Origin of the sequence: Proteiniphilum saccharofermentans (assembly GCF_900095135.1) — a bacterium.
GTDB classification, from domain to species: Bacteria; Bacteroidota; Bacteroidia; order Bacteroidales; family Dysgonomonadaceae; genus Proteiniphilum; species Proteiniphilum saccharofermentans.
On record NZ_LT605205.1, the window covers coordinates 2,195,768 to 2,220,263 of the forward strand.

Sequence of the window (24,496 nt, forward strand, 5' to 3'; positions counted from 1 at the left end):
TTACTCGGATTATGCTCGTATTGCTTAACGAAAACGTTCAATTACATTAGTCGTTTTCTCGCTATGGCAAAGTTCAAACAAGTTTAACTTTGCTCATTTAGCTTAACGAAAACGTTCTATTTAAGAAACCACAATTCGTTTGATTTTATTATCTTTGGATAAGATAGGATGCGCCTCGGAAATCTTTTGAGAGTAAACTCTCATAATTTCTCTTAGCTTTCACTATCTTTGTCATAAAATTAAAAGTTCAATTACATTAGATATTTTCCCGCTATGGCAAAGTTCAAGTATACTTAGATGTTTTCAAGTTCTATTGAAAACATTCAATCAGGTTTGCCTTTGCACATTTAGCTGAACGAAAATATTCTTTTTTGTCCATTTTTTAATGAGAAGATTTTTCCACATAAAGCGGCTGTACGGCTACATTCTTACAACATATATTCCGCTTCTTCTGATGACTTTTGCCATATGCCTCTTTTTGGTATTGATGCAATTCCTGTGGAAATATGTGGAGGATATGGTTGGCAAAGGGCTGGAGATAAGTGTGCTCGGTGAAATGTTTGTCTATGCAGCTCTCACGCTTGTCTATATAGCGTTGCCATTGGCGATCCTACTGGCTTCCCTGATGATGTTCGGGAACATGGGTGAGAGTCTGGAGTTGCTGGCTGTAAAAGCGGCCGGCGTCCCGTTGCTGACGGCTATGAAGCCGCTTACCATCCTGATTGTGGGTATTGCGGTCGGAGTTTTTTTTTATCAGAATAATGCTCTTCCGAAAATACAAACTAAATTTTATTCGCTGCTCATCTCCATCCGGCAGGCCTCACCCGAATTAGATATACCTGAAGAAGTTTTCTACAAAGATATTCCCGGCTATAATCTTTATGTGGGAAAGAAGGACCAGAAAACAGGGATGCTGCATAATGTATTGATCTACGACATTGCAAGCGGCTTCAATAATATGGCCGTGATTATCTGCGATTCGGCTGAGATGAGTACGACAGACGATAAGAAGATGCTTATCTTCACCATGTACAGTGGGCAACAGTTTCAGAACTTTCAACAGGGCAATGGTTCCTCTTCGCGATATAACGAGGACTTCGTTCCCTATGCACGGGAAAGTTTCGATACAAAGACGATGATGATCGCTTACGATGCCAACTTCAACCGTATGGGGGAAGAGGTGATTGAAGGCAGTGCCACCAGCAATTATGTATCCAAGAACTTAGCGGAACTGGGCGCCTCCATCGATTCCATGTCCCTGATCTTGGATAGTGTGAACCGGGTGGACAGGAAAACGATGAAGAACCATTCCTATCTCTCTTTCAGGAATGGATACCCTGCGGGGAAGAAAGACTCCCTGATCGCTGCCGCACGACTTGCCCCCGTAGACGTGCCCCGTCCCGATACCCTGGTGCTGACAAAAGCACTGAACGAGCAATCCGCTATTTTGCAAAGTGCCTATATGAAAGCGGATAATAACAGCAATGAGTTTCTCTTCAGGTCGCTCAATAAAACTACCACGCAGCGTACCATTAACCGGCACTGGGTGGAATGGCACCGCAAATTTACCATCCCTTTCACCTGTCTGATATTCTTTTTTATCGGAGCTCCGTTGGGTTCCATTGTGAGAAAAGGAGGATTGGGCACACCCATCGTGATATCGGTTATTCTGTTCATCATCTACTATATCGTCGAAAATGTGGGTTATAAAATGACCCGCGACGGTGTGTGGGCACACTGGTTCGGTATGTGGTTCAGTTCGTTCGTTTTGCTGCCTATAGGGATTTTCCTGACTTACAAGGCGGTGAATGATTCGGTAATCATGAATGCCGATACCTACGTCAACCTTTTCAAAAGACTCTTTTTCATTCGTGATAAGAGAAAATATCCGGTAAAAAGTGTGATCATTGAAAAACCGGATTATGAAAAAATATCACAATCACTGTCTGATTTGTCACAGAGGATCGACCGGTTTCTGGACAGATATGGTCGTCTCTCATATAAAGACTACTGGACTGACACCAATTATAACAAGGAATTACGTTCTCTCAGAAGTTCATTGGAGATAATACTCAACAGCCTGTCCAATTCCCGTAAACTGGAAGTATTGGCAAAGGCGGAAGAGTTTCCTGTAATATTCAATATAGTGAGGATTTTCAATACCGGTTCAATACCGGCTAAAATCTGTATGTACCTTTTCCCTGTAGGAATTATTCTCAGACTCCTCTCTATTCCCCTTGAGTGGACAATCAGGAAAGACCTGAGGAATATTCAAAGGTTGAACGGAGAGATGGTAAATATTTTACACGGCATTCATGAGCCTGAAACTATAGCTTTAGTATAAAAACAATCCATATACAAATGCAAGAAGAAATTCAATTACATACTATTGAAGAAGCCATCGAAGAGATTCGGAAAGGTAACTTTATCATAGTAGTCGATGATGAAGATCGTGAAAATGAGGGCGATCTTATTATTGCGGCAGAACATATCACTCCCGAAAAGATCAATTTTCTGGAAACTCATGCGCGGGGACTCATCTGTGCCCCCATCACCAAAGAACGGGCCGAAGAATTGGACCTGCCGATGATGGTTTCACACAATACATCGATACATTCCACTCCCTTTACTGTCTCTATCGATCTGCTTACACACGGATGCACTACCGGTATCTCGGCTTATGACAGGGCACAAACCATCCTGGCACTGACCCGTAAAGAGACGGCACCGGAAGATTTTGGCCGTCCGGGACATATCTTTCCCCTTCGTGCGCAAACCAAAGGGGTACTGCGTCGCGCAGGACATACCGAGGCAACGATCGACTTTGCCCGTCTGGCAGGACTCTACCCGGCCGGCGCCCTGGCCGAGATCAAGAATGAAGACGGCTCCATGGCCCGTCTCCCCGAATTGATGGAAATGTCCCGGAAATTCAATCTGAAGATCGTCTCAGTGGCCGATCTGATAAAATACAGACTCCGGACGGAATCGTTGATTGAAAGAGGTGAAGCTGTGCAACTCCCTACGGAATATGGTGAATTCACGATGATACCGTTTCTGCAGAAAGCTACCGGTCAGGAGCATGTAGCTCTGATCAAAGGGGAATGGCACGACGATGAACCGGTGCTGGTACGTGTCCACTCCTCCTGTATGACGGGAGATATTTTCGGGTCAATGCGTTGCGAATGCGGGGAACAGCTCCACAAGGCGCTGCAACTCATCGAAAAGGAAGGAAAAGGAGTGCTTGTCTATCTGAATCAGGAAGGGCGCGGAATCGGACTGATGGCAAAGGCAGCTGCCTACAAGCTTCAGGAGCAGGGGCTCGATACCGTGGATGCCAACCTTCACCTCGGTTACCAGGCAGATGAACGGGATTATGGCGTAGGCGCGCAGATCCTACGCAGTCTGGAAGTGAGAAAGATGCGCCTGATGACCAATAACCCCACCAAACGTGTCGGTCTTGAATCCTACGGACTGGAAGTAGTGGAGAATGTGCCGCTCGAAATCTCCCCCAACCAATACAACCATTTTTATATGGAAACCAAGAAAAAGAGAATGGGGCATGTGTTGAGGAGCATAAAATAGATGTGTTGATGTGCCAATGAATGTGATCAAGTGGTTAAATGGAAAGGTGATTGGGATATTCGAATTTGATCGATCTTCTTTATTCTTCAAATCAACTAATCAGTAAATCGTTAAATCTGTTAATCAATTATGAGTTCTTTGCTCTAAATAAATGATCTTATGAACATTTTGTACCTTCTAATCGGTTTTTTGGTAGGGGGAGTCCTGGGATGGATTATCGCCTCATTACTGAACAGGTCGAAATCGGTTTCAAAAAGTGAATTTGATGCGCTGACCGACAGATACAACATTTTAAATACCGAATTAGCCTTGTCGAAAGAGAAAATAACCGGCATGGAGGAAGATGAGGCATCATTAAAAAGTGACATAAAGGAACAGGAGGAAACAATTGGCCGGTTACAGAGAGAACTACTGGAGGCGGAACGTGGTAGTGCCACGCTGTCGGCCAATCTGAATGCTGCACAGGAGACTATCCGAAATTACCAGGAAGAGGTAGAACAGATCAGGCACGAACTGAAAACAAAAAACGAAGAATGGAATGAAATAAACAAGTCGCTGGCTCAGTTCACGGCAGAAAACAAATCGTTACTCGAAAAACTGGAAAACCAGAAGGTAGAAATAGTCGAATTACGGAAACAGTTCAATCTGGAGTTCGAGAATATTGCCTCGAAAATCTTAGACGAGAAATCCGAGAAATTTACCCATCTCAACAGGGATAATCTGGATGCTATTCTGAAGCCGTTCGGAGAGAATATCGAGTCGTTCCGCAAAAAAGTGGAAGAGGTCTATATCAACGAGTCAAAAGAACGTTTCTCACTTGGACAGGAGGTGAAGAACCTGCGTGAATTGAACGACCGGCTCAGTACCGAAGCCAATAACCTGACCAGAGCTTTGAAAGGGAGCTCAAAGACACAGGGCGACTGGGGTGAGATGATTCTGGAGAATATTCTTGAACGTTCGGGATTGGTGAAAGGTCGGGAATATTTTGTGCAGGAATCGCTGAGAGATACCGACGGTAACGCTTTCACCGGAGAAAGCGGCTCACGAATGAAGCCCGATGTAATCATCGCCTATCCCGACAACCGGAAAGTGATCATCGACTCGAAAGTATCACTTACCGCGTATGCCAATTATGTAGGTGCAGACGATCCGGTAGAGCAGAAAAGATATATCGGCGAACATCTTCGCTCCGTACGTAAGCATATCGACGAACTGAGCCGGAAAAATTATCAGGATTATGCCGATACCCTCGATTTCGTGATGCTGTTTATCCCCAATGAACCGGCATATAGCCTGGCATTACAATATGATGAAAACTTGTGGCAGTATGCGTACGAGAGAAAAATACTATTCATCAGCCCGACCAACCTTATCGCTGCTTTAAAGTTGATAGTGGATCTGTGGAAACGGGAATACCAGAATCGGAATGCGATGGACATTGCCGAGCGCGGTGCGGCATTGTATGATAAATTTGTCAATTTTGTGGAATCACTTACTGACATAGAAAAACATCTGAACAGGGCTAAACAAAGCTATGATAACGCTTATGGGCAGTTAAAGTCGGGTAGGGGGAACCTGGTCGGGCAGGCCGAGAAGCTGCGTGAACTGGGGGTGAAAACTAAGAAATCACTACCCCAGTCATTGCTCGACGAAGTTACCGATGAGGAGTAATCTGACTCAATTAAAAAAGAAAAAGATATGTACGGAAAAATGCAACAACACCTGCAAGACGAATTGAAGTCGATTGAAGAGGCAGGCCTTTACAAAAAGGAACGGATCATTATTTCGCCGCAAAAGGCTGAAATAAAAGTACAAACGGGACAGCAAGTACTCAACTTCTGTGCCAATAACTATCTGGGACTGTCCGATCATCCAAGGCTGATCGATGCGGCAAAGCGGGCTCTCGATGAAAGGGGCTACGGCATGTCGTCCGTACGTTTCATCTGTGGTACCCAGGATTATCATAAAGAACTGGAGGCGACCATCAGCCGCTTCTTCAAAACCGAAGATACGATTCTTTATGCCGCCTGTTTTGATGCCAACGGTGGTCTGTTCGAGCCGCTTTTTACCAATGAGGATGCTATCATCTCCGATGCGTTGAACCATGCATCCATTATCGACGGGGTGCGCCTTTGTAAAGCGCAACGCTACCGTTATGCCAACGCCGATATGGCTGATCTGGAAGAAAAGCTGAAAGAGGCACAGGCACAACGTTTCCGCATTATTGTTACTGACGGTGTTTTTTCAATGGATGGCAACGTGGCGCCACTCGACAAGATTATGGAACTGGCAGAGAAATACGATGCACTGGTAATGGTGGATGAAAGCCACTCGGCCGGTGTGGTAGGCCAAACCGGAAAAGGTGTGACCGAATTATACAATGTGATAGGCAATGTGGATATAATCACCGGCACATTAGGCAAAGCCTTTGGAGGTGCCATCGGCGGATTTACTACCGGCCGCAGGGAGATCATCGATATGCTGCGCCAACGGTCACGACCCTACCTCTTTTCCAACTCCATCCCCCCTATGGTGGCGGCATCAGGCGTAGAAGCATTCAATATGTTGCAGGAATCCAATCACCTGCAGGATAAGCTGCACGAGAATGTAGATTACTTTGTGGCTAAGATGAAGGAAGCCAATTTCGATATCAAACCCACTCAGTCGGCTATCTGTGCCGTCATGCTCTACGATGCGAAACTGTCACAGGATTTTGCGGCAGAGTTGCTCGACGAAGGTATCTATGTGACCGGATTCTACTATCCCGTCGTGCCGAAAGGCGAGGCGCGCATCCGTGTACAACTCTCTGCCGGCCATGAACGTGCACATCTCGACAAGGCAATTGCTGCGTTTATCAAAGTAGGAAAAAAACTCAAAGTTATTGAATAAAATAATTAGTAATTGTTAATTAGTAATTTGTAATTTATTCTATTATGAAAGCATTGGTAAAATTACGTCCTGAAAAAGGTATTTGGATGGAAGAAGTACCCGTTCCGTCGATCGGTGTGAACGATGTACTTATCAAGATTAAAAAGACATCCATATGTGGTACCGACCTCCACATTTATAAATGGGACGACTGGTCACAGAAAACTATTAAAACGCCTATGACCATCGGGCACGAGTATGTCGGTGAGATCGTGGATATAGGCAGCGGCGTACAAAACCTGAAGGTGGGCGACCGTGTTACCGGCGAAGGGCATATTGCCTGTGGACACTGCCGTAACTGCCGCCGTGGTAAACTGCATGTCTGTGAGAATACCATCGGGGTGGGGGTAAACCGTGACGGCGCTTTTGCCGAATACCTCTCCCTGCCGGCCGCCAACGTGGTGAAGCTCGATCCCCGGATACCTGATGAGATTGCCTCTATCATGGATCCGTTCGGCAATGCTACTCATACCGCTCTCTCTTTTCCATTGATCGCCGAAGATGTGCTGATCACCGGTGCGGGACTGATAGGCAGCATGGCTACTGCAATCTGCCGTTTTGCCGGCGCCCGCTATATCGTGGTGAGCGACCTGAGCGAATACAGGTTGGATATAGCCAGGAAAATGGGAGCTACGCTTACGGTAAATGTCTCAAAAGGAGAAACAATAGCACAGGCAGTAGAGAAACTGGGAATGCGCGGTTTCGATGTGGGACTGGAAATGTCCGGTTCACCTGCCGGATTCCGGGAGATGATAGCCAATATGTACAACGGTTCCAAGATATCACTGCTGGGTATTTTGCCCAATAATACGATGGTGGATTGGAACGAGATCATCTTCAAGGCGCTTACCCTGAAAGGGATCTACGGCCGTGAAATGTGGGAGACATGGTACCAGATGGAACAGATGATCATCTCGGGATTGGATCTGAGCCCCATCATCACTCACCGTTTCAGTATCGATGATTTCCAGAAGGGATTTGATGTGATGGAGGAAGGCCAGTGTGGTAAAGTGATTCTGAACTGGGAATAATAATCAGGATTTAAAAAACCTGACAGCTTTATCGAACTTATCAAACGCCTTATCAAACAGGTTTAACTGCTTTAATAAAGGGAGTTCCTTTTCGGAGCTCTCTTTTTTTTCTTCTTCCGGCTCAGGAAGTACCTTGTAATCATCAATCAGTCCGATATTCTTTATAGCCCATTGGTTGGCTGCCGTCACCTCCTCAAGCAACAACTTCATCTGATCGGCTGCAATCTTCATCAATCCGCTTTGCAATGCGGCTTTTCTCACCTGTTCTTTCGCCAGGGTCTGAATCTGTTGCAGGTCTTTTCTCCCGATCACATTGAACAGATCATCCTCAAAATAATAATAGTTGAAATCACAGTCAACAGAAAGGATTTCCGGTTTGGGAAAATCCTGCAGCCGGATCTCTTTGTGTTCTTCATCGATCTCCCACACGCATTTATTTATATCATAACCGATCAGCACTTGTGCACGCACAATAACCAATGCTTTTTTTGTGGAAGGAATGAACTTCAGCAGTTTTTTTGTGTTTTCATAATTATATATCTCGTTGAGTTGTCCTTCGGCCACTACGATCTTGAAAACCCGTTTTATGCCCTCGACAACCGTATGAGAGGCGGTGACGGTACCCGATTGGGTTTTCCGTATATTCCATAGCTGAAACAGGAGCCAGGCAATGACAATTCCTGTAAGCAACCCGAAGACCAGAATACCCGATATATTCCCGTTCCCCGCATAAGTGGGCCTGAAGAATGTCCGGTAAAGAAATCCGGCAATCAATAAAAAAAGAATAGCCGCAGTGATTATGCCGATTCTCTTTACGATCTTTTTCGTCATAAGCAGAATATTTTTGATAGAACACAAAAATAGGAATAAAGATTTGATAAATATGAATTATCAAGTCGGAATACACAAAAATATATTATGTCAAAAATTATAATTACTTTTGTGCCTTGAAAAAAATGTTACAGCGCTACCTATAAGCCAAAACTATATGAAGCAACTTGTTATCTTACGTCATGGCAAAGCCGAACAGGATACAATGGCCAAAGATGATTACGATCGGGTCCTTACCGATCGTGGTAATAAAAACGCCTCCGACATGGGAGGATTTATTTTAAAAAAATGGGGAGTACCCGACCTGATCCTCTCTTCATCCGCAAGACGGGCACATGATACTGCCATACTGGCCGCACAAAGCCTTGGTTATCCGCAGGAAGAGATCAGAACCGACCAGAATCTCTATTTCGCTCCTTCCCGTTGGATACTGAATGTAATTTCAAAATTGCCTGACGAGGTGAATCGTTGCCTCTACGTGGGGCACAATCCCGGAGTGACGGAACTGATCAATGACCTGGGTGTACGCCTCGATAATCTCCCTACCGCATCGGCGATATGCTTCGAATTTCATATCGACTCCTGGGCAGATATCTCGACCGAGAGAGCAGCTTTTCACTGGCTGAAACTGGCGAAAGAATTATGATCAGTAATTACTGAACAGTAGCCAGGCAACCAGCAGGGTCAGTATGATATTAAAACCTTGCGCCGTGAGGAACGACCAGATATATCTGGCATTTTCTTTCCTGAAGATATAACGGAAATCGGTCTCTAATCCAATACATACGAAAGCCAAAGAGAAAAGTAGTCCGCGCGCACCTCTGTTTGCCACGCGCGACAGTTCTTTGCCGGTTTCTGCATCAAAGGCAAAACTGAATATCAGCGAAGCAATCAGGAAACCGAGAACAAATTTCGGGAACCGCTCCCAAAGCACACTGCCTGAGGGGCGGATCTCGCTGTTGGTACCCTTGTACGACCAATAGATGGAGATGGCGAATGCAGCAACACCCAATAACACGTTCTGCGCCGATTTGATGATCACACTGTATTGTTCGGCCGTCTCTCCGATAAATTTTCCGGAAGCAACCACAGCGGCTGTCGTATCGATGGTACCCCCCAGCCAGGCACCGGCAACCTCCTCGCTCAATCCCATCCATTTTGCCAGATAGGGCAGGAGATACATCATGGGAATAGCTACAATAAGTACCAGTGATATCACAAATGAAAGCTTCTTGGGATCACCTTTAATCGCACCACTCGTGGCGATGGCTGCCGAAACCCCACAGATAGATACCGAACTCGATAACAACATCGACATCTCCTTATCTATCCTGAATGCCCTGGTGGATATCCAAAAGCTGAAATACCATACAGAGAACACCACAATAATCCCTTGTATCATCCCCAATGCACCGGCCCGCATAATCTCGTTGAAAAGGATGGAACTACCCAGGATTACTAACCCTGCCTTGATATAGTATTCACTCTTGACTGCCGGGGCCAGCCATTTCGGTAAACCAACCGTATTGCGTATGAGCAACCCAATGAGTACGGCAAAAAAGACCGACTCCAGGCCGATCGTCTTAATCGGACTGAGACCGGCAATATATTCTGCCAACCAGGCAAGTGCGTAGACAACCACAAACGAGAGTATAAATCCTCCCTTATCCTTATTTCCCATAAAGAGATAACCCAGATAAGCCAATACGGCTATCACCAGTGACATCTGCACATAATTCTTCATTACCGACGGTAAAAGGATTACCAGTACAAGGATAACCCCACCAATGAGTGTGGAGACCCAATCTTCACTTTTTAATGTTTTTAGCATGATCAAATGGAGCGTTTTCGTTATAAATTTCTTATATAACTATGGATTTGCAGACAAAATTATAAATAATTTACAAATAATAAAGACAAACAGTCATTTTCTTTCCTTCCGATTTACAGGCTTGATCGCCTCAAAGCCACTGTTGGTCGATAAAATAGGAGAGTTCATCTATTTCTTTTGTGGAAACCTGACGACTATGCTATTTTTGTTGCGAATTCAAATATACAATTTGAATTTAAAAAATGGAGGTTGATATAATTCTTCTTTCCGGATGAATCGGTTAAGTGAATGTTAGAAAAGAATATTTTTATCATATGAAAAAGATTTGTTTTTTGGTGATGGCTGTTTTATTCCCTGCTTTCTCATGTATGCTGCAGGCACAGACAAACAGTTCCATATCGGGAAAGTTGATAGAGAAAGAAACGGAAGAGCCGGTGCCGATGGCCAATATACGTGTACTCCAGCAGGCAGACAGCAGTTTTGTTACCGGGAAAGCTTCCGATGATAAGGGGCTGTTTACAATACCGGTAAAAAACGGATCTTATATTCTACATATTTCTTACATCGGCTATAACGACATATTTCGGAATGTGGAGGTGACCTCATCCAATCCGAATGTGAAATTGGGTAATATAGCGATGGAAAACGACAATATCTTACTGTCGGAGACTGTGGTCACTGCCAAAGCACCGGAAATTGCAGTACGGGGAGATACGCTGGAATATAATGCCGACTCTTATAAAGTAACGGAGAGCGCAGTGGTGGAAGACCTGCTGAAGAAAATGCCCGGTGTGGAGATCAGTAGTGAAGGAAAGATTACTGTAAATGGAAAGGAGATCACCAAGATACTGGTCGATGGAGAGGAATTCTTCAGCAACGACCCAAAAGTAGCTTCTAAAAATCTCCCGGCTAAGATGGTGGAGAAGCTGCAGGTGCTTGAGAGAAAAACAGAGATGGCACAGATGACCGGGTTCGACGACGGTGAAGAAGAGAATGTGATCAACCTGCTGGTGCGTCCCGGCATGAAGGAAGGGCTCTTTGGGAATGCTTTCGCAGGATATGGAAGCAAAGACCGCTATGAAGCCAATGGTATGGTTAATTACATGAAGGATAAAAATCAGTATACCTTTCTCGGCGGTATCAACAATACCAATAATGCCGGATTCTCCGATCTGGCAGGAGCTATGTTCGGTAGTATGGGCGGCCGGGGAGGCAGAGGCCGGATGTTCGGGGCAAGAGACGGTATATCCACCTCATTGAATATGGGGGGTAACTTCAGTACCCAACTCTCTTCCAGATTCAAGATCGGAGGCAATGTGCGATACGGATCTACTGATACCGATGTACAGTCGGATGTGTTCACCCAAAATATCCTCAGTGCAGGAAACACCCTGGAAAATGAAAGCAACCGGTCAAACAACAGGAGTCGGAATTTTAATATGGACCTCAGGATGGAATGGAATCCTGATGATGCCACCACCATTATTTTCCGGCCGAATGTGGCGTTCTATAACAACAATCGCGACGAAACAGGGGATTTCCATACCCGGAATGAACTGTCGGGTGATACCATCAATTATGGTAATTCCGAATATTTTTCAGAAGGGAATGGAAAAGATTATGGAGGAAATCTGGATATAAGCCGTCAGTTGGGAAAAGAGGGACGGATATTGAGCGCCCAGTTACGTGCCAATAGAGGCGAATCAGAAAATACCGGTACCAGCGTCTCAGGCACCTTTTATAACGGAACCCGCCCCGATGATCTTATCGACCAGCGCTTCACGAACACAAGCGACAACACCTCCTGGCGGGTTTACCTCTCTTATGTGGAACCGATAGGCAGAAATAACTTCCTGCAGCTGGCATATGAATACAGTCAGAATGTATCGGAATCAGATAAGGATACGCGCACCCAGGATGAGTTTGGAGAATATACCGTACTCGATTCAACCTACAGCAAACGGCTTGAAAATAATTTCGTGAATCAGGAGATTGAGCTGAATTTCAGGTCGGTAAGAGAGAATTACGACTATATGTTCGGTGTCTCAATGGAACCGTCCAGTTCCCGCAGTAAAACATTTATCGGAACAGACATGATACACGACACCAAACAGGATGTACTCAATTTTGCTCCCATGGCACAGCTCAATTATCGCTGGAGCCGTACGCACAATCTCCGTCTGCGGTACTGGGGACGCACCGAGCAACCATCGGTAACACAGCTCTCACCTGTGATTGATGTTTCCGACCCGCTGAATATCCGCTATGGTAATCCCGATCTCAAGCCTTCCTTCCAACACCGGTTCAATGTACGTTACCAACGTTCGAATCCGGAAAAGGCCAGCTCCTTGTCGGCTTACCTGAATGGAGCATACATGACGAATGATATCGTGTCGGCAACTATCACCGATGTGACCACAGGGCGTAAGGAAGCCACTTACCGTAACGTATCGGGAAACTGGAATACCGATGCACGCGTGATCTTCAATGTGCCGTTGAAAAATATCAAGTTCTCCATTTTCTCGATGTCATTCGCAAGATATAACCAGGGATACGGATACTCTAAATCGATTTCCGGAGAGGATGCACCAAAAGAGTTTACCGCTGAAGATAAGAATACGAACAGGCAGATATCATTGATGGAAGCACTTGGGTTGAACTACCGTTCTGACCAGTTCGACTTCTCTATCCGCGGTAATGTCAATTTCAACAATGTTACCAACAGTCTCGAAGGACAGATCGACCAGCAATATCTGAACTATGGCGGAAGCGCTACCACTGCGATTTATCTGCCGTGGGATCTGACATTGGAAAGCGATATCAATTACTCCACCAACTCAGGTTATACCGACGGTTTTGAGCAAAACGAATGGCTGTGGAACGCTTCTTTACAGAAGACGTTGTTTAAACAAAAGAACGGCACCATCCGTTTTAAAATATATGATATCCTGCAACAACGCAGTAATATCAACAGAAGTGTGACATCCAACTATATACAAGACACGACCACTAATACGCTTACAAGTTATTTCATGGTGCATTTCGTGTATAGGTTCAATATATTTAAAGGCGGTGTCACACAAGAAGATATGATGCCTCAGAGAAGAGGTTTTGGAGGTCCAGGAAGAGGTCCGGGTCCCGGCGGACCGGGTGGTCCTATTTAATAGGATTTGAACTTTTTCGTTGAATTAAATGAGCAAAGGATAATTTTGCTTCTGCTGAGAATTGAAAACGACTAAGGTAAGTCTAATGAAACTGAACGGCTATTAATTGCAGGATAATGGATGAACTGTTAAAGTCAAAACAAAGAGGAGCATGGAACAATGTGCTTATGCACATATTACTGTGGGGGGTGATTTTCATTCTCCCCTACTTTTTTATGGATTCCGAACGTATATTTTACTGGCAGTCCTTCATGCGGTCGCTCCCTGAGTTACTGGGATTCATGCTGGTATTTTACCTCAACTATTTCCTGCTGATCGATAAGCTCTTGTATAAAGGGAAGACCAAACGGTTCATCCTCTACAACCTGCTGCTTATTCTAGCAGTAGCGTTCCTGATGCATTACGGACGGGATCTGATTGAAACCCTTATACCGGAACTGAGGCCGCGGAGGCGCATGAAACGGGGTGGGGGTAGAGGCTGGAGTAGCAATATGCAGCTCCTGTTTCTGGTAAGAAATTCCACGTGGTTGTTTTTGATGGCCGGATTGAGTGTAGCGTTGAAGATGACCGTTCGTTGGTTTGAAGTGGACAACGAGCGGAAAGAATTGGAGAAAGCAAAGTCGGATGCGGAACTGCAAAACCTCAAAAACCAGATCAATCCCCATTTCCTGCTGAACACGCTGAACAATATCTATGCGCTGATAGAGTTCGATCCCCCCAGGGCGCAACAGGCGGTGATGGACCTGAGCAAGATGTTGCGCCACCTGCTCTACGAAAATAACCAGACGTTTGTACCTCTTAGGCAGGAGGCTACATTTATGCGCAATTACATAGAGTTGATGCGGATACGTCTGCCCGACAATGTGAAACTGACTACCAATCTTTCTTATTCCGAATCCGGAAATACGTTTATTTCTCCGTTAATTTTTATATCTTTGATTGAAAATGCGTTCAAGCATGGTATCAGCGGGGAAAAGCCTTCGTTTATCGATATCTCGCTCAGGGAGCATCCCGACGGAAAAGTGGAGTTTGTCTCCCGGAATAGTTACTTCCCGAAATCGGAATCCGATAAGAGCGGAAGCGGCATCGGCCTCGAACTGGTGAAGAAAAAACTGGAGCTGCTTTATCCCGACAATTATCAATGGAAGACCTCTATTGAAGACGATGTTTATACAACCATGCTTTTGATCGATACAAAAAAACAGTCGAATGATACTCAATTGTTGGATCGTGGATGATGAACCATTGGCGCTATCGCTTCTGGAGTCGTATGTACAGAAAACCTCTTTCCTGAAACTGACGGGCAAATACAGCAATGCGTTGTCGGCCATGAAGCATCTTGCCGAAGAGAAGGTCGATCTGCTTTTTCTCGACATCCAGATGCCTGAAGTGAATGGGATGGAGTTTGCCCGCATTATCGGCGGCCATACCAGGATCATTTTTACTACCGCTTTTAGTGAGTACGCCCTGGAAGGATATAAGGTAAGTGCGCTCGATTATCTTCTGAAGCCCTTTTCTTTTGCTGATTTCCTTACTGCTGCCAAAAAGGCACTGAACTGGTTCGAAATGACCGATAAGAAGCCGGCTACCGAAGCGGTACAGGAGAATTCGGGTATCTTTGTGAAATCAGATTACAAACTCCTGCATGTGCTGTTTGACGATATCCTCTATATCGAAGGATTGAAGGATTATGTGAAAATATATACAGAAAGCCAGCCAAAGCCTATCTTGTCACTGATAAGCCTTAAAGCGTTGGAAGAAGACCTTCCGTCAGATCGCTTTATGCGTGTCCACCGCTCTTATATCATCCACAAGAACAAGATTTCAAGTATCAATAAAAGGCGTATTATCATCGGAGAAAAACATATCCCGATGGGGGACACCTACCGCAAACAATTTATGTCGATAATAGGGCAGTAGAATTTTATAGAGCAATCGGGTATCCGACAGAGCAATAAAAATGGCTGAATGGCATAAAAAGAGAGCAAACCAACAAGTGATTCGCTCTCTTTTATTTTGATCCTTAACGCTGATCCGGATATCCTATCGACACTTTACATGTCAATATTCAAATCCCTTGTTTTCAGCATTATGAGATATTCAATGGTTCCCTATGAAAGATATGCAGTGAGCATCCAGACAGTTTTTTCCTGTTCCGAGATATAGTCGCTCATCAACGCCACGGTACCTTCGTCATTTCCTTCCGAAGCAGTTTCCAATACTTCGCGTTCCAAAGCGATCAACACTTTTAGTGAGTCGAGGATCTCTTTTACGATCTCCTTTGAGTTGGATACCACACCGGTTTCTTTGATGACCGATACTTTCAGGTATTCACTGAAGTTATGAGCCGGCACGCCGCTCAACATCAGGATGCGTTCTGCTACTTCATCCACCTTTTCAGCCGTGTCATCGTAATACTCTTCGTATTTTTCGTGTGCACCGAAAAATTCAACGCCTTTCACGTTCCAGTGGTATCCACGAAGGTTGGTGTAGTAAACCTGCAGGCTGGCCAGTAATTTCTGTAAGCCATCCACTGTCTTTTCTGTACTCTTCGGATCTAATCCTAAATAATCTAATGTCTTCATATTCGTTTCTTTTTATAGTCTTTGTAAATATGTCTGATGCAAATTTACTAAATATTATCATGGTCGACAACCTTTTTCAGCATTATCTGGAATAAATAATATCTATTCCGCATCCCCCTTTGTTTTTCACTTTCCCTCTTCCCTTTTCCCTTTTCCCTTTTCATTTTTCACTTTCCCGCTACCCCCTCTTCCTGTAACTGGCGATCGCCCATCCGTTCAGGATAATTGCGAAAAGGGTGATCTTCAGCAACTGCCCCGATATGTCGGCCAGGGTGCTGCCGTTGAGATAGAGCATACGCGGGCTGGCGGTGAGGTAGGTGAACGGATTGACGGCGGCAATCGCCTGTGCCCATGCGGGCATACTCGATACCGGCGTGAACAGGCCGCTCAGCAGGATGAAGACCAGGATATGAAGAACATCACCAGGAAGCTGGCCTGCTGCATCGTTTCGGAGTAGTTGGAGATGATGAATACGATCCCGGCGAACAGCACTGCGAAGAAGTTGCCTGACGGCCAGAGCCCGTATCATCACGGGGCTTTCCCCCCTGCATAAAATCATTAAACGAGGACATCCGGGCAATGAAAACGTATACAGGGCGTTAATAGGAAAAGCTTGTCGCGAAGCGGTAGAAGGCACTTATCCCGATTTACACGTCAATTACGGCAAAATTCAGATTTCCGCGGGTAGGCTTCAATTACCCACAGATATCCATCTTCATCTTGATCCTCTTTCCCACACGGCCACTTTCAGTTGGAACGCACAACTTGTATATCCTTTCCTCCCGGGAAGCGCTAATGATAGAATAAATATTGTTTGTTTCGATCCCGTTCACCCCGCAGAAGTCAAAACATCTCCGGAATATATCCGTGCCGTAGGCAAGGCAGTTGTGACGCTTGACGAAATGTGGCATCCGGCCACGACCCATTTCTGGATCTACTTCACTTCGCACGACCTGCAGGACATTTCCAATAGTGTTTACATTCAACCGGAATAGGCTGAGTGCAGCTCTTAGGGCTAAATCTGACTGATTCGGGTTTCAATATACGCTTGAATGGTTTTTTGCACCTGATTTCGGGCTGATTTGTGTTTTATTATTAGTTGCACATGTAACGGGCGTGTTAACGTAAAATAACGAAATCTTTCCAAGGATTGATTAAATAAAGACTATTTTTACGACAATATATAGAGGCTTACAATCAATACGTATAAATGCGCTTTAAATTGATTTTAATTATCGATAGAAACACAAAAGGCGACCGGATACCTTTGAATTACCAATATGCCGCATCGTCTTTGATATACAGGATTCTATCCAATTCCGGAAGTGAATTTTCGTCATGGTTGCACGAAAATGGATTTCAAGACGATCAGAGGCGTTTCAAATTATTTACCTTTTCTAGATTGTTCATGCCACGATATTCCATTGAAGGTCCGTATTTGAAAATACTCTCCAATACGGTGGAGTGGTATATCTCTTTTTTACCGGATCGCAGTACCCAGGAGTTTGTACAGGGATTATTTAGGGAGCAATCTTTCGAGTTGGGCGACCGTCGCGCAAACATCCGTTTCCGGGTGCAGAGTGTGGAAATGCTTCCTTCGCCGGTATTTACGGAAACTATGGTATTCGAAACGTTGTCCCCGGCCTGTATCGTACGACAGGAAGACGATGGCTCGGAGAAATACATATCTCCAGATCATCCTGATGCCACCGACATCGTGAGGCTTAATTTATTGAATAAGTACAGGGCCTTTTACGGTCATGATTTTCCGGAGGAGCGTTTCCCATTCTACCTCAGAGCGCTTACAAAACCGAGATCGAGTTTGATTGCCATCAAAGAAGGTACGCCCCAGGAGAGCAAAATCCGTGGTTTTATGTGCCGGTTCGAATTGACAGCTCCCTTGGAATTGGTGAAGATAATGTATGAAACCGGCCTGGGTAGTAAGAATAGTCAGGGGTTCGGGATGAGTGAGGACGCTACAAATAGGTGAGATTCCAAATATTAATGTGGAAAAGTTTCCAATCAGCCTAAAAACGAAATAGGCGTAATTCGAATAACAAAATCTAATAGAATAAATAATATGATACGAGAAATAATAAATTTTACGGAGAATCTTATTGAAGATATACCTGATATTATGCAATGGAAAGTTCAGCCGAGTAAGGGGTTGCATGTTTTCATTGAAATTGATGAAAAAGGTCAATGGATTAATCACCCGCTTCAGAAGGGAATAGATTTTGATTACTATGATGGTAAGAATATAGAAATTAAATTATGGGATGACTGCATGAAGTTTATTGAAGTATCCGACTATATTACTATGGATAAAGTTGGAAAATTTGATAAAAAGAAAAAGATTCACTCTTGTTCGCCTTTCGCTGTGGCATTTAATTTCAATTTTAATGACGAAGACAAAAGAAATTTGGGTATAAGAAAATGGGGAAAAGGAGAGAAGCCAACAGCCGAGCAGAAGAAAGAAAACGAAGCGTTGATTCGTTTAAAAAGAATAGAGATCATAAAGTCCAGACTTAATGATTACAAAAAGAACGCAAAACTTATGTTTTTTGGAGATAATACTCAAAAAAAGAAACAACAAAATCTTTCTGATATCCTTCAAAAGCAAACATTTAAGTTTGATGCAGTAATAGAGGCTTTTTATTCACAGTTTGATAAAATAATAGAAGAAATTCAAAAGACAGATGAATATCAGGTTCTTATTGATAAAGATTATTTGAGAATATACTTAAAGTCAGTATCTTATGAGGTACAAAGAGAATATTATTTTAAGTATTTTCGGAATGAGATTTTTAATGATGAAAAATTAACAGTCAATGAATTGGGTGTTGTAGGATTTAAAAATACTTTTGCAAATAAAAAACCTTTTCTACAACACAAAACGAGCAGTTTGATTAAGGGTATAAATCAAAGATTGTCGAGAGAAGATGCTCTTGTGTTGAATAAATTTGAAAAACTGATAAAGAGAAAAGTACTCCCCAATCCGCTGCCAATAATTGTTGACAAACGAGAATTAAACAAGGAAATTGTTAAGATTTTTAATGATGAAAAAGAGCCTATTACATATAGACAACTTTTGATAAAACTGTTTCAAAAAACGAATGAAAAATATTTCCCCGATTACTATCTGTTTAACTATACAAATTCCAAAGACGGATTAATTATCAATGATTTAGATTTCGTTCCTTCATTCCACTTTTATCTTAATGAGATAATTAATAATTATACAGAATTATCAGGAAAACCCTCTTCAAAAACAATTTCAAATCTTTTTGAGGTCGAAAGTGAACTTAATGATTTGTTTGTTAAATACAACAACAATACAGGGAAAGCCCACGGCTTTTTAATGGGCAACTATTTCGGTGATAAGATTGAAAGTCAAAAATCATTCAAAGGATGGACGGTTACAAAAGAAACATTATCTTCCTTTTATAAATATAGGGAAAGCATATATGATTTCATTTACAAGTCAAGGCGTCAGAGCATAACTTGTGGAATGTTTGATGATATGGTTTACTCAGCAATCCTTTCTGATATTAATATGGATGAATACAAAAACGAGAGACATTCTATGTTTTACCCTGTCAGAGAAAAAATAAATATCTGGTTTAGTATATATAATTTATTTAACAATAATAACTTAATAGGAAATGATATGGCATCAAAAGTAACAGAGCTTATATCTAAAATGAGTAGTGTCGCAAAAGGAGAAACTAATTTGGAAACGCCCGAAGATTTTGCTTTTGGAGCTGGACAGATTGTCTCTTACCTTATTGACCGAAGTGCCTCAAGTAACAAAACTTACGCAATGCTTGAGCCGTACCTGCAAAAGAACAAATCCAATCAGTTGCAGGATGCTATTGCTCAGACAATAGCTATTTATAAACACGATATTGGTGTATATAAAGGGAAATTTGAACGGCTTGCTTCACAAGTGTTAACTGATGAAAGCAATATAGAAATGAAACCTCTGCTGAAATATTTTTTAGCTGGTTGCTTCTGTCCGTGTGTTGTATATGAAAAAACAGAGAAAACAGAAAATGAAAATAACAATTAAAAAATAGGAGATTTAAATTATGTCAGAATTTAAAAACAGAGTTTTCGGCTGCGCAGTAGTAAAGGCAATCAACTCAAATTATAATGCCGACTTTTCAGGACAACCGCGCACTTTACCCAATGGAGTAGTATACGCAACGGATAAAGCGTATAAATATACTGTAAAGAATTATTTGAGAGATGTGTTTAACACAGAGAAAATTTTCTACTTCAAGTCATTAAATGCAAATCTTAATCCTATTTCCCTAGACGAAACTTATAAAAAATATTTCGGAGACTATCCAAAAGGAACAGGTAAAGAAAAAGACAAAATAGTAAAAACATCTGTCGCTAAAAATCTTTTAAGTTGTTTGGATATTAGACTGTTTGGAGCAACTTTTGCAGCCGAAACAAATATCTCCATTCATGGAACAGTTCAAATTAATCATGGAATAAATGTTTGGAAAGAAAACAATATCTTTACTGAACAAATAACTTCTCCTTTCAGTAATAAAGCTGATGATCCCGATGCCGAAAAAGGAATGACGACAATCGGACGTCAGGCAAAATTGGAAGAAGGGCATTACTTGCATCATTTTTCCGTAAATCCGTTAAATCTTAAAGATGTGGCGGCTTTGGCTGAAAACGCCCAAACGGTTTCTTCTGAAGATATTGCCAAACTCAAAGAAGCGATGCGTCGAGGTGTTACTTGGTATGACTCTGCTTCAAAGGCAGGTTGCGAAAACGAAATGCTCGTTTGGGTGCAACTGAAAGAAAATTCGAAAATAGTTTTGCCCAATTTTGTAACCTTAATAAAATTGGAAGATACAAAATCAGATGGAAAATGTGTTTATGATTTTGAAGGATTGAATATAGAACTGGAGCGATTCAAAAATGAAATCGAAACGATAGAAGTTTATTACAACAGACAAACATGCAGCGTGAAGAATTTGCCAACAGGTGTAACTGAAATCGATTTATAAGATGGATACAAATCAAAGATTAATATCGTTTGATTTGAAAGCGGAAATGGGTTTTCTTAAAAAACCTGACATAAACGATGGTATTTATTTGACTTACAATATGATCCATAAGCCTGCATTGCTCGGAATACTCGGTGCAATTGCAGGTATGAAAGGATACGAAAAGAATGGTGTATTTCCTGAATATTATGAAAGACTCAAGCATTTGAAAGTTGGTATTCAGCCACTTGAAAGTGATAAAGGGAATTACACCAAAGAGATTGTAAGTTATAACAATAGTACGGGATTTGCGAGTAACGAAGAAGGGGGAAACTTGATTGTTTCCGAACAAATACTATTAAAACCGGAGTACCGTTGTTATGTGCTTTTAAATATTGATTATAAGGATGAAAGAGATTTGTACGATAATATTTTATCGTACAATGCCGAGTTTCTACCATATATGGGTAAGAATGATTTTTCGGCTTGGTGGACTAACGCAAAAGGAGATTATTCAGTGCAAAAATTTGATTTTAGCCATAACTATAAAATTCTATCTCTTTTTGCAAAGACGGATGCCGTTAGCGGATATATAGCTCGTTCAATGTCAATGTTTTCTTCTGAATCAAAAGAAGTGTCGTTTCTTTATTTTGAAAAACTTCCGATCGGTTTTGATGAGAAACTTTACCAATACTCTTACGCTGATTTTGTGTATTCGAACGCTTCATTCAAAGCTGAAATGAACATGAGCGAAATGGGGGAATTTTACCAAATCAATGATGATAATATAGTTCAATTATTTTAAACAGATATGCCCCAATATGACTGTCGGTTCTTTGAAGATTTAATTCCAAATTGTAGCTGTTATTTTGCTCATTTACCCAATGAAAATCAAGTGGGTAGAAAACCAGAATTGCTTTCGGAACATTCAGCATTGGTTATGCTTTATGCTCGAAGAATGGAGGTAATAAACAATTTGGAAGGGATAATCGAAAGACTGATAGCTGATGCTATTCCTCATGGTATGGTAAATAAAGCATTGCTTGCCGAAGCAATTAAAAAATTATTTTGGCAAGCAATTGCTTTTCATGATTTAGGAAAATTGAATCATGGCTTTCAATTTAACCGGATGAAAAATCATGTTGATATATTGAGGGTAAAGCATTCTTTCGAAAATCAGCATTCTGTGATAAGTGTGTATCTGTTTTTGGCTCTATTCTTTCAGGATTTTCTTGCTATGGAAGAACTTACTGAAGAGGAACAAATTTTTTTGACCAATGTTGCATTGTATTTAAGTTATCCGATCTTCAAACATCATAGTGCAAGGATAGATAAAGCACAGAATGAAACAAATTGGGATAATGAAGATCTATTTGCTTTGAAACCCTTCTTGACGCTATTTAAACATCATTTAAATGATTCCGATATAGAAAAATACCATAATTTCTTTTTAGCAAATGCCAATTTCAATTTTCTTTTTGATCGTTTTAATAGAAATATTTGTACCACGGAAAATGCTTTTCCTCTTTATGCGCTCATTAAACTTAATTACTCTTTGTTGACAGCCTCTGATTATTTAGCAACGGCTCATTATATGAATGATTGGGTGGAAATGGTGACCGATTTTGGCTTGTTGACAGAAGATATTCAAAAGAATATTATCGCAAATGCGAAGATATTAAAATCATATAATAAAGAAGTTTATGATGCAATAGGTAATAATGAACCCGTAAATCCAGATAACTATATAACACAAAGCAATGATAATTTGAACGCTTTAAGACGTTGCATCGCGATGGAGGTAGTGGGCAATGTAAGAAAGAATACAGGTAAAAGGCTCTTTTACATTGAGGCTCCAACGGGTGGCGGTAAAACAAATGTTTCAATGTTGGCATTGGCGGAATTACTGAAAACAGATCAGTCAATTCAGAAAATATTTTATGTTTTTCCTTTTACCACACTGATAACACAAACCTATCTGTCTCTTGTTGATACACTCGGGTTGATGGAAAGTGAAATTGCTGAGATTCATTCAAAAGCGCCTATACAAAAACGAACAAGAGAAAGAGATATTAATGAAGATTCAGACTATAAAAACTATCTGGATGCTTTATTCATGAACTATCCGGTAACACTGCTTTCTCATATACGGTTTTTCGATGTACTAAAAACTAATGCAAAAGAAACGAATTATCTTTTGCATAGATTTACTAACTCGGTGGTTATTATTGATGAAATTCAATCTTATTCACCTAAAATATGGGATAAAATAGTCTATTTTATAGTCAATTATGCCCGATATTTCAATATGAGGTTTATCATTATGTCCGCGACTTTACCTAAAATCGGAGATATAATTGATAGAAAAGAGCTGGCAAGCGATTTTGTGTATCTTATAGCGGACAAAAACAAATATTTTCAAAATCCGAATTTTTGTAACCGAGTACAGTTTGATTATTCGTTGTTAGAATGGGATAAACCTGATAAAAATAATATTTCCAATTATCTTGAAAATCTGAATATTGTTGTTTTTGAGAAATCAAGGGACTATGCAGAGACAAATGGTAAATATCCTGATAGCGTTTTCACTATTATAGAATTTATATTCAAAAAAACAGCCAGTGATTATTATTCAATCTCAAAGGCCACAAATGAAAAGATTAACTTTTTTGATGAAATCCTTTTATTGTCCGGAACCATATTAGAACCAAGAAGGAGACAGATTATCAATAAGCTGAAATTGGGAGAAACACGAAAAAAGAAAATTTTACTTGTTACCACTCAGGTTGTGGAGGCTGGCGTGGATATTGATATGGATTTGGGCTTTAAAGACAAATCCATTGTTGATAGCGAGGAACAATTAGCCGGTCGTATCAACCGTAATGTGAATAAGCCTGCTTGTAAGTTGTATATATTTGATTGTAATACGGAAAAAACATTGTATGGTGGAGATGATCGTTATTCCTTGATGAAAAATATTAAAGATGAATACTATGAAATATTGGAGCAAAAAGATTTCGATAGGCTATATCGTATCGTAATTCAAAAAATTAAGGAGAAAAATCACTCTGAATTTATAGAAAATATAGATGATTTGTTCATATCTATGGCTACATTAAATTTTGAAGAAGTGGATAAATCGTTGAAAATTATTATACAACAGAATGTGTCAGTTTTTGTACCATTGGAAATTGATATTCTGTTGGTGGGGGATAAAAATATTGATACACTAAATGAATTGGAAATTTCTTACACGGATGTTTTAAACGGATCAGAAGTTTGGCAAAGATATTCAGAAATGATAAATGGGCAAAATGAAGATTTTGTAAAAAGCAAAATTTTGATGAAAAAATTTCAATCCATCCTATCCATGTTCACATTCTCCATTTTTCCTAATGGATCGGATTATGAATTGCTAAAAACATATGGAGAAGAGAAATACGGTTTTTTGTATTTGGAATCATTTAGAGAGATATATTCTTTTGAGAGTGGAATTAATACGGATAAACTTTCGAATTCGAATTTTATATAA

19 protein-coding genes are annotated in these 24,496 nt (G+C 41.5%); 15 read left to right on the top strand and 4 right to left on the bottom strand.

All coding sequences use genetic code 11. The features are described from left to right. Positions 1-385: 385 nt before the first annotated feature. From PSM36_RS08540 to tdh, 5 genes are all read left to right on the top strand, one after another. Complete coding sequence (locus tag PSM36_RS08540) at positions 386-2,344, top strand: LptF/LptG family permease (protein WP_083710987.1); 1,959 nt, start codon at positions 386-388, stop codon at positions 2,342-2,344. A 17-nt stretch (positions 2,345-2,361) separates the two neighbouring features. Then, a complete protein-coding gene (locus PSM36_RS08545; protein ID WP_019540667.1) occupies positions 2,362-3,582 on the top strand; it encodes a bifunctional 3,4-dihydroxy-2-butanone-4-phosphate synthase/GTP cyclohydrolase II in 1,221 nt (406 codons plus the stop codon). Between the two features lie 159 nt (positions 3,583-3,741). Further along, the gene (gene rmuC / locus PSM36_RS08550; RefSeq protein ID WP_076930561.1) at positions 3,742-5,253 is read left to right on the top strand and encodes a DNA recombination protein RmuC; all 1,512 of its coding nucleotides are present in this window, start codon (positions 3,742-3,744) and stop codon (positions 5,251-5,253) included. Positions 5,254-5,280: 27 nt separating this feature from the next. Further along, the gene (gene kbl / locus PSM36_RS08555; protein ID WP_076930562.1) at positions 5,281-6,471 is read left to right on the top strand and encodes a glycine C-acetyltransferase; all 1,191 of its coding nucleotides are present in this window, start codon (positions 5,281-5,283) and stop codon (positions 6,469-6,471) included. A gap of 44 nt (positions 6,472-6,515) precedes the next feature. After that, on the top strand, positions 6,516-7,541 hold the full coding sequence (gene tdh, locus PSM36_RS08560) for an L-threonine 3-dehydrogenase (protein WP_076930563.1): 1,026 nt from the start codon (positions 6,516-6,518) through the stop codon (positions 7,539-7,541). 3 nt (positions 7,542-7,544) lie between these two features. Here tdh and PSM36_RS08565 read toward each other — a convergent pair whose 3' ends face one another. Continuing rightward, entirely contained in the window at positions 7,545-8,372 is an 828-nt protein-coding gene (locus tag PSM36_RS08565) for a DUF4230 domain-containing protein (protein ID WP_076930564.1), read from the bottom strand. A gap of 157 nt (positions 8,373-8,529) precedes the next feature. Between PSM36_RS08565 and PSM36_RS08570 the strand changes: the two genes are divergently transcribed. Next, on the top strand, positions 8,530-9,018 hold the full coding sequence (locus PSM36_RS08570; RefSeq protein WP_076930565.1) for a SixA phosphatase family protein: 489 nt from the start codon (positions 8,530-8,532) through the stop codon (positions 9,016-9,018). Here PSM36_RS08570 and PSM36_RS08575 read toward each other — a convergent pair whose 3' ends face one another. Next, positions 9,019-10,203 (bottom strand): YeiH family protein, encoded by a 1,185-nt coding sequence (locus PSM36_RS08575; protein ID WP_076930566.1) that lies wholly within the window; start codon positions 10,201-10,203, stop codon positions 9,019-9,021. It lies immediately after the preceding gene. Between the two features lie 314 nt (positions 10,204-10,517). On the opposite strand from PSM36_RS08575, the gene PSM36_RS08585 reads away from it, so the two are divergent. The 3 genes from PSM36_RS08585 (at position 10,518) to PSM36_RS08595 (ending at position 15,287) form a co-directional block, all read left to right on the top strand. After that, positions 10,518-13,367, top strand: a complete 2,850-nt coding sequence (locus tag PSM36_RS08585) for a TonB-dependent receptor (RefSeq protein ID WP_076930568.1) — start codon at positions 10,518-10,520, stop codon at positions 13,365-13,367. A gap of 167 nt (positions 13,368-13,534) precedes the next feature. After that, positions 13,535-14,605: a sensor histidine kinase gene (locus PSM36_RS08590; RefSeq protein ID WP_232001391.1), complete on the top strand. Its 1,071-nt coding sequence runs from the start codon at positions 13,535-13,537 to the stop codon at positions 14,603-14,605. Further along, positions 14,577-15,287 carry a LytR/AlgR family response regulator transcription factor gene (locus tag PSM36_RS08595; protein ID WP_076930570.1) on the top strand — a complete coding sequence of 237 codons (711 nt, stop codon included), beginning with the start codon at positions 14,577-14,579 and terminating at the stop codon, positions 15,285-15,287. The genes PSM36_RS08590 and PSM36_RS08595 overlap by 29 nt, the downstream gene beginning before the upstream one ends. A 191-nt stretch (positions 15,288-15,478) precedes the next feature. Here PSM36_RS08595 and PSM36_RS08600 read toward each other — a convergent pair whose 3' ends face one another. Both PSM36_RS08600 and PSM36_RS08605 read right to left on the bottom strand, forming a co-directional pair. Next, positions 15,479-15,952, bottom strand: coding sequence for a Dps family protein (locus PSM36_RS08600; RefSeq protein WP_019540677.1), 474 nt, complete (start codon positions 15,950-15,952; stop codon positions 15,479-15,481). A 178-nt stretch (positions 15,953-16,130) separates the two neighbouring features. After that, positions 16,131-16,481 (bottom strand): ABC transporter permease, encoded by a 351-nt coding sequence (locus tag PSM36_RS08605; protein WP_076930571.1) that lies wholly within the window; start codon positions 16,479-16,481, stop codon positions 16,131-16,133. 73 nt (positions 16,482-16,554) lie between these two features. On the opposite strand from PSM36_RS08605, the gene PSM36_RS17870 reads away from it, so the two are divergent. From PSM36_RS17870 to PSM36_RS08630, 6 genes are all read left to right on the top strand, one after another. Beyond that, positions 16,555-16,947: a DUF6266 family protein gene (locus PSM36_RS17870; protein WP_394333053.1), complete on the top strand. Its 393-nt coding sequence runs from the start codon at positions 16,555-16,557 to the stop codon at positions 16,945-16,947. 215 nt (positions 16,948-17,162) lie between these two features. Further along, a complete protein-coding gene (gene cas6, locus PSM36_RS08610; protein ID WP_076930572.1) occupies positions 17,163-17,942 on the top strand; it encodes a CRISPR-associated endoribonuclease Cas6 in 780 nt (259 codons plus the stop codon). Between the two features lie 90 nt (positions 17,943-18,032). Next, positions 18,033-20,024: a hypothetical protein gene (locus PSM36_RS08615; RefSeq protein ID WP_076930573.1), complete on the top strand. Its 1,992-nt coding sequence runs from the start codon at positions 18,033-18,035 to the stop codon at positions 20,022-20,024. A gap of 19 nt (positions 20,025-20,043) precedes the next feature. Further along, the gene (locus tag PSM36_RS08620) at positions 20,044-20,985 is read left to right on the top strand and encodes a type I CRISPR-associated protein Cas7 (RefSeq protein ID WP_076930574.1); all 942 of its coding nucleotides are present in this window, start codon (positions 20,044-20,046) and stop codon (positions 20,983-20,985) included. Between the two features lies 1 nt (position 20,986). Further along, complete coding sequence (gene cas5b, locus PSM36_RS08625; RefSeq protein ID WP_076930575.1) at positions 20,987-21,769, top strand: type I-B CRISPR-associated protein Cas5b; 783 nt, start codon at positions 20,987-20,989, stop codon at positions 21,767-21,769. Between the two features lie 6 nt (positions 21,770-21,775). Further along, complete coding sequence (locus PSM36_RS08630; RefSeq protein ID WP_083710989.1) at positions 21,776-24,496, top strand: CRISPR-associated helicase/endonuclease Cas3; 2,721 nt, start codon at positions 21,776-21,778, stop codon at positions 24,494-24,496.

What these genes read in the sequence shown, in the direction of transcription:
- PSM36_RS08540 (WP_083710987.1), top strand. Translation starts at nt 386, where the DNA reads ATGAGAAGATTTTTCCACATAAAGCGGCTGTACGGCTACATTCTTACA.
- PSM36_RS08545 (WP_019540667.1), top strand. Translation starts at nt 2,362, where the DNA reads ATGCAAGAAGAAATTCAATTACATACTATTGAAGAAGCCATCGAAGAG.
- rmuC (WP_076930561.1), top strand. Translation starts at nt 3,742, where the DNA reads ATGAACATTTTGTACCTTCTAATCGGTTTTTTGGTAGGGGGAGTCCTG.
- kbl (WP_076930562.1), top strand. Translation starts at nt 5,281, where the DNA reads ATGTACGGAAAAATGCAACAACACCTGCAAGACGAATTGAAGTCGATT.
- tdh (WP_076930563.1), top strand. Translation starts at nt 6,516, where the DNA reads ATGAAAGCATTGGTAAAATTACGTCCTGAAAAAGGTATTTGGATGGAA.
- PSM36_RS08565 (WP_076930564.1), bottom strand. Translation starts at nt 8,372, where the DNA reads ATGACGAAAAAGATCGTAAAGAGAATCGGCATAATCACTGCGGCTATT.
- PSM36_RS08570 (WP_076930565.1), top strand. Translation starts at nt 8,530, where the DNA reads ATGAAGCAACTTGTTATCTTACGTCATGGCAAAGCCGAACAGGATACA.
- PSM36_RS08575 (WP_076930566.1), bottom strand. Translation starts at nt 10,203, where the DNA reads ATGCTAAAAACATTAAAAAGTGAAGATTGGGTCTCCACACTCATTGGT.
- PSM36_RS08585 (WP_076930568.1), top strand. Translation starts at nt 10,518, where the DNA reads ATGAAAAAGATTTGTTTTTTGGTGATGGCTGTTTTATTCCCTGCTTTC.
- PSM36_RS08590 (WP_232001391.1), top strand. Translation starts at nt 13,535, where the DNA reads ATGCACATATTACTGTGGGGGGTGATTTTCATTCTCCCCTACTTTTTT.
- PSM36_RS08595 (WP_076930570.1), top strand. Translation starts at nt 14,577, where the DNA reads ATGATACTCAATTGTTGGATCGTGGATGATGAACCATTGGCGCTATCG.
- PSM36_RS08600 (WP_019540677.1), bottom strand. Translation starts at nt 15,952, where the DNA reads ATGAAGACATTAGATTATTTAGGATTAGATCCGAAGAGTACAGAAAAG.
- PSM36_RS08605 (WP_076930571.1), bottom strand. Translation starts at nt 16,481, where the DNA reads ATGATACGGGCTCTGGCCGTCAGGCAACTTCTTCGCAGTGCTGTTCGC.
- cas6 (WP_076930572.1), top strand. Translation starts at nt 17,163, where the DNA reads ATGCGCTTTAAATTGATTTTAATTATCGATAGAAACACAAAAGGCGAC.
- PSM36_RS08615 (WP_076930573.1), top strand. Translation starts at nt 18,033, where the DNA reads ATGATACGAGAAATAATAAATTTTACGGAGAATCTTATTGAAGATATA.
- PSM36_RS08620 (WP_076930574.1), top strand. Translation starts at nt 20,044, where the DNA reads ATGTCAGAATTTAAAAACAGAGTTTTCGGCTGCGCAGTAGTAAAGGCA.
- cas5b (WP_076930575.1), top strand. Translation starts at nt 20,987, where the DNA reads ATGGATACAAATCAAAGATTAATATCGTTTGATTTGAAAGCGGAAATG.
- PSM36_RS08630 (WP_083710989.1), top strand. Translation starts at nt 21,776, where the DNA reads ATGCCCCAATATGACTGTCGGTTCTTTGAAGATTTAATTCCAAATTGT.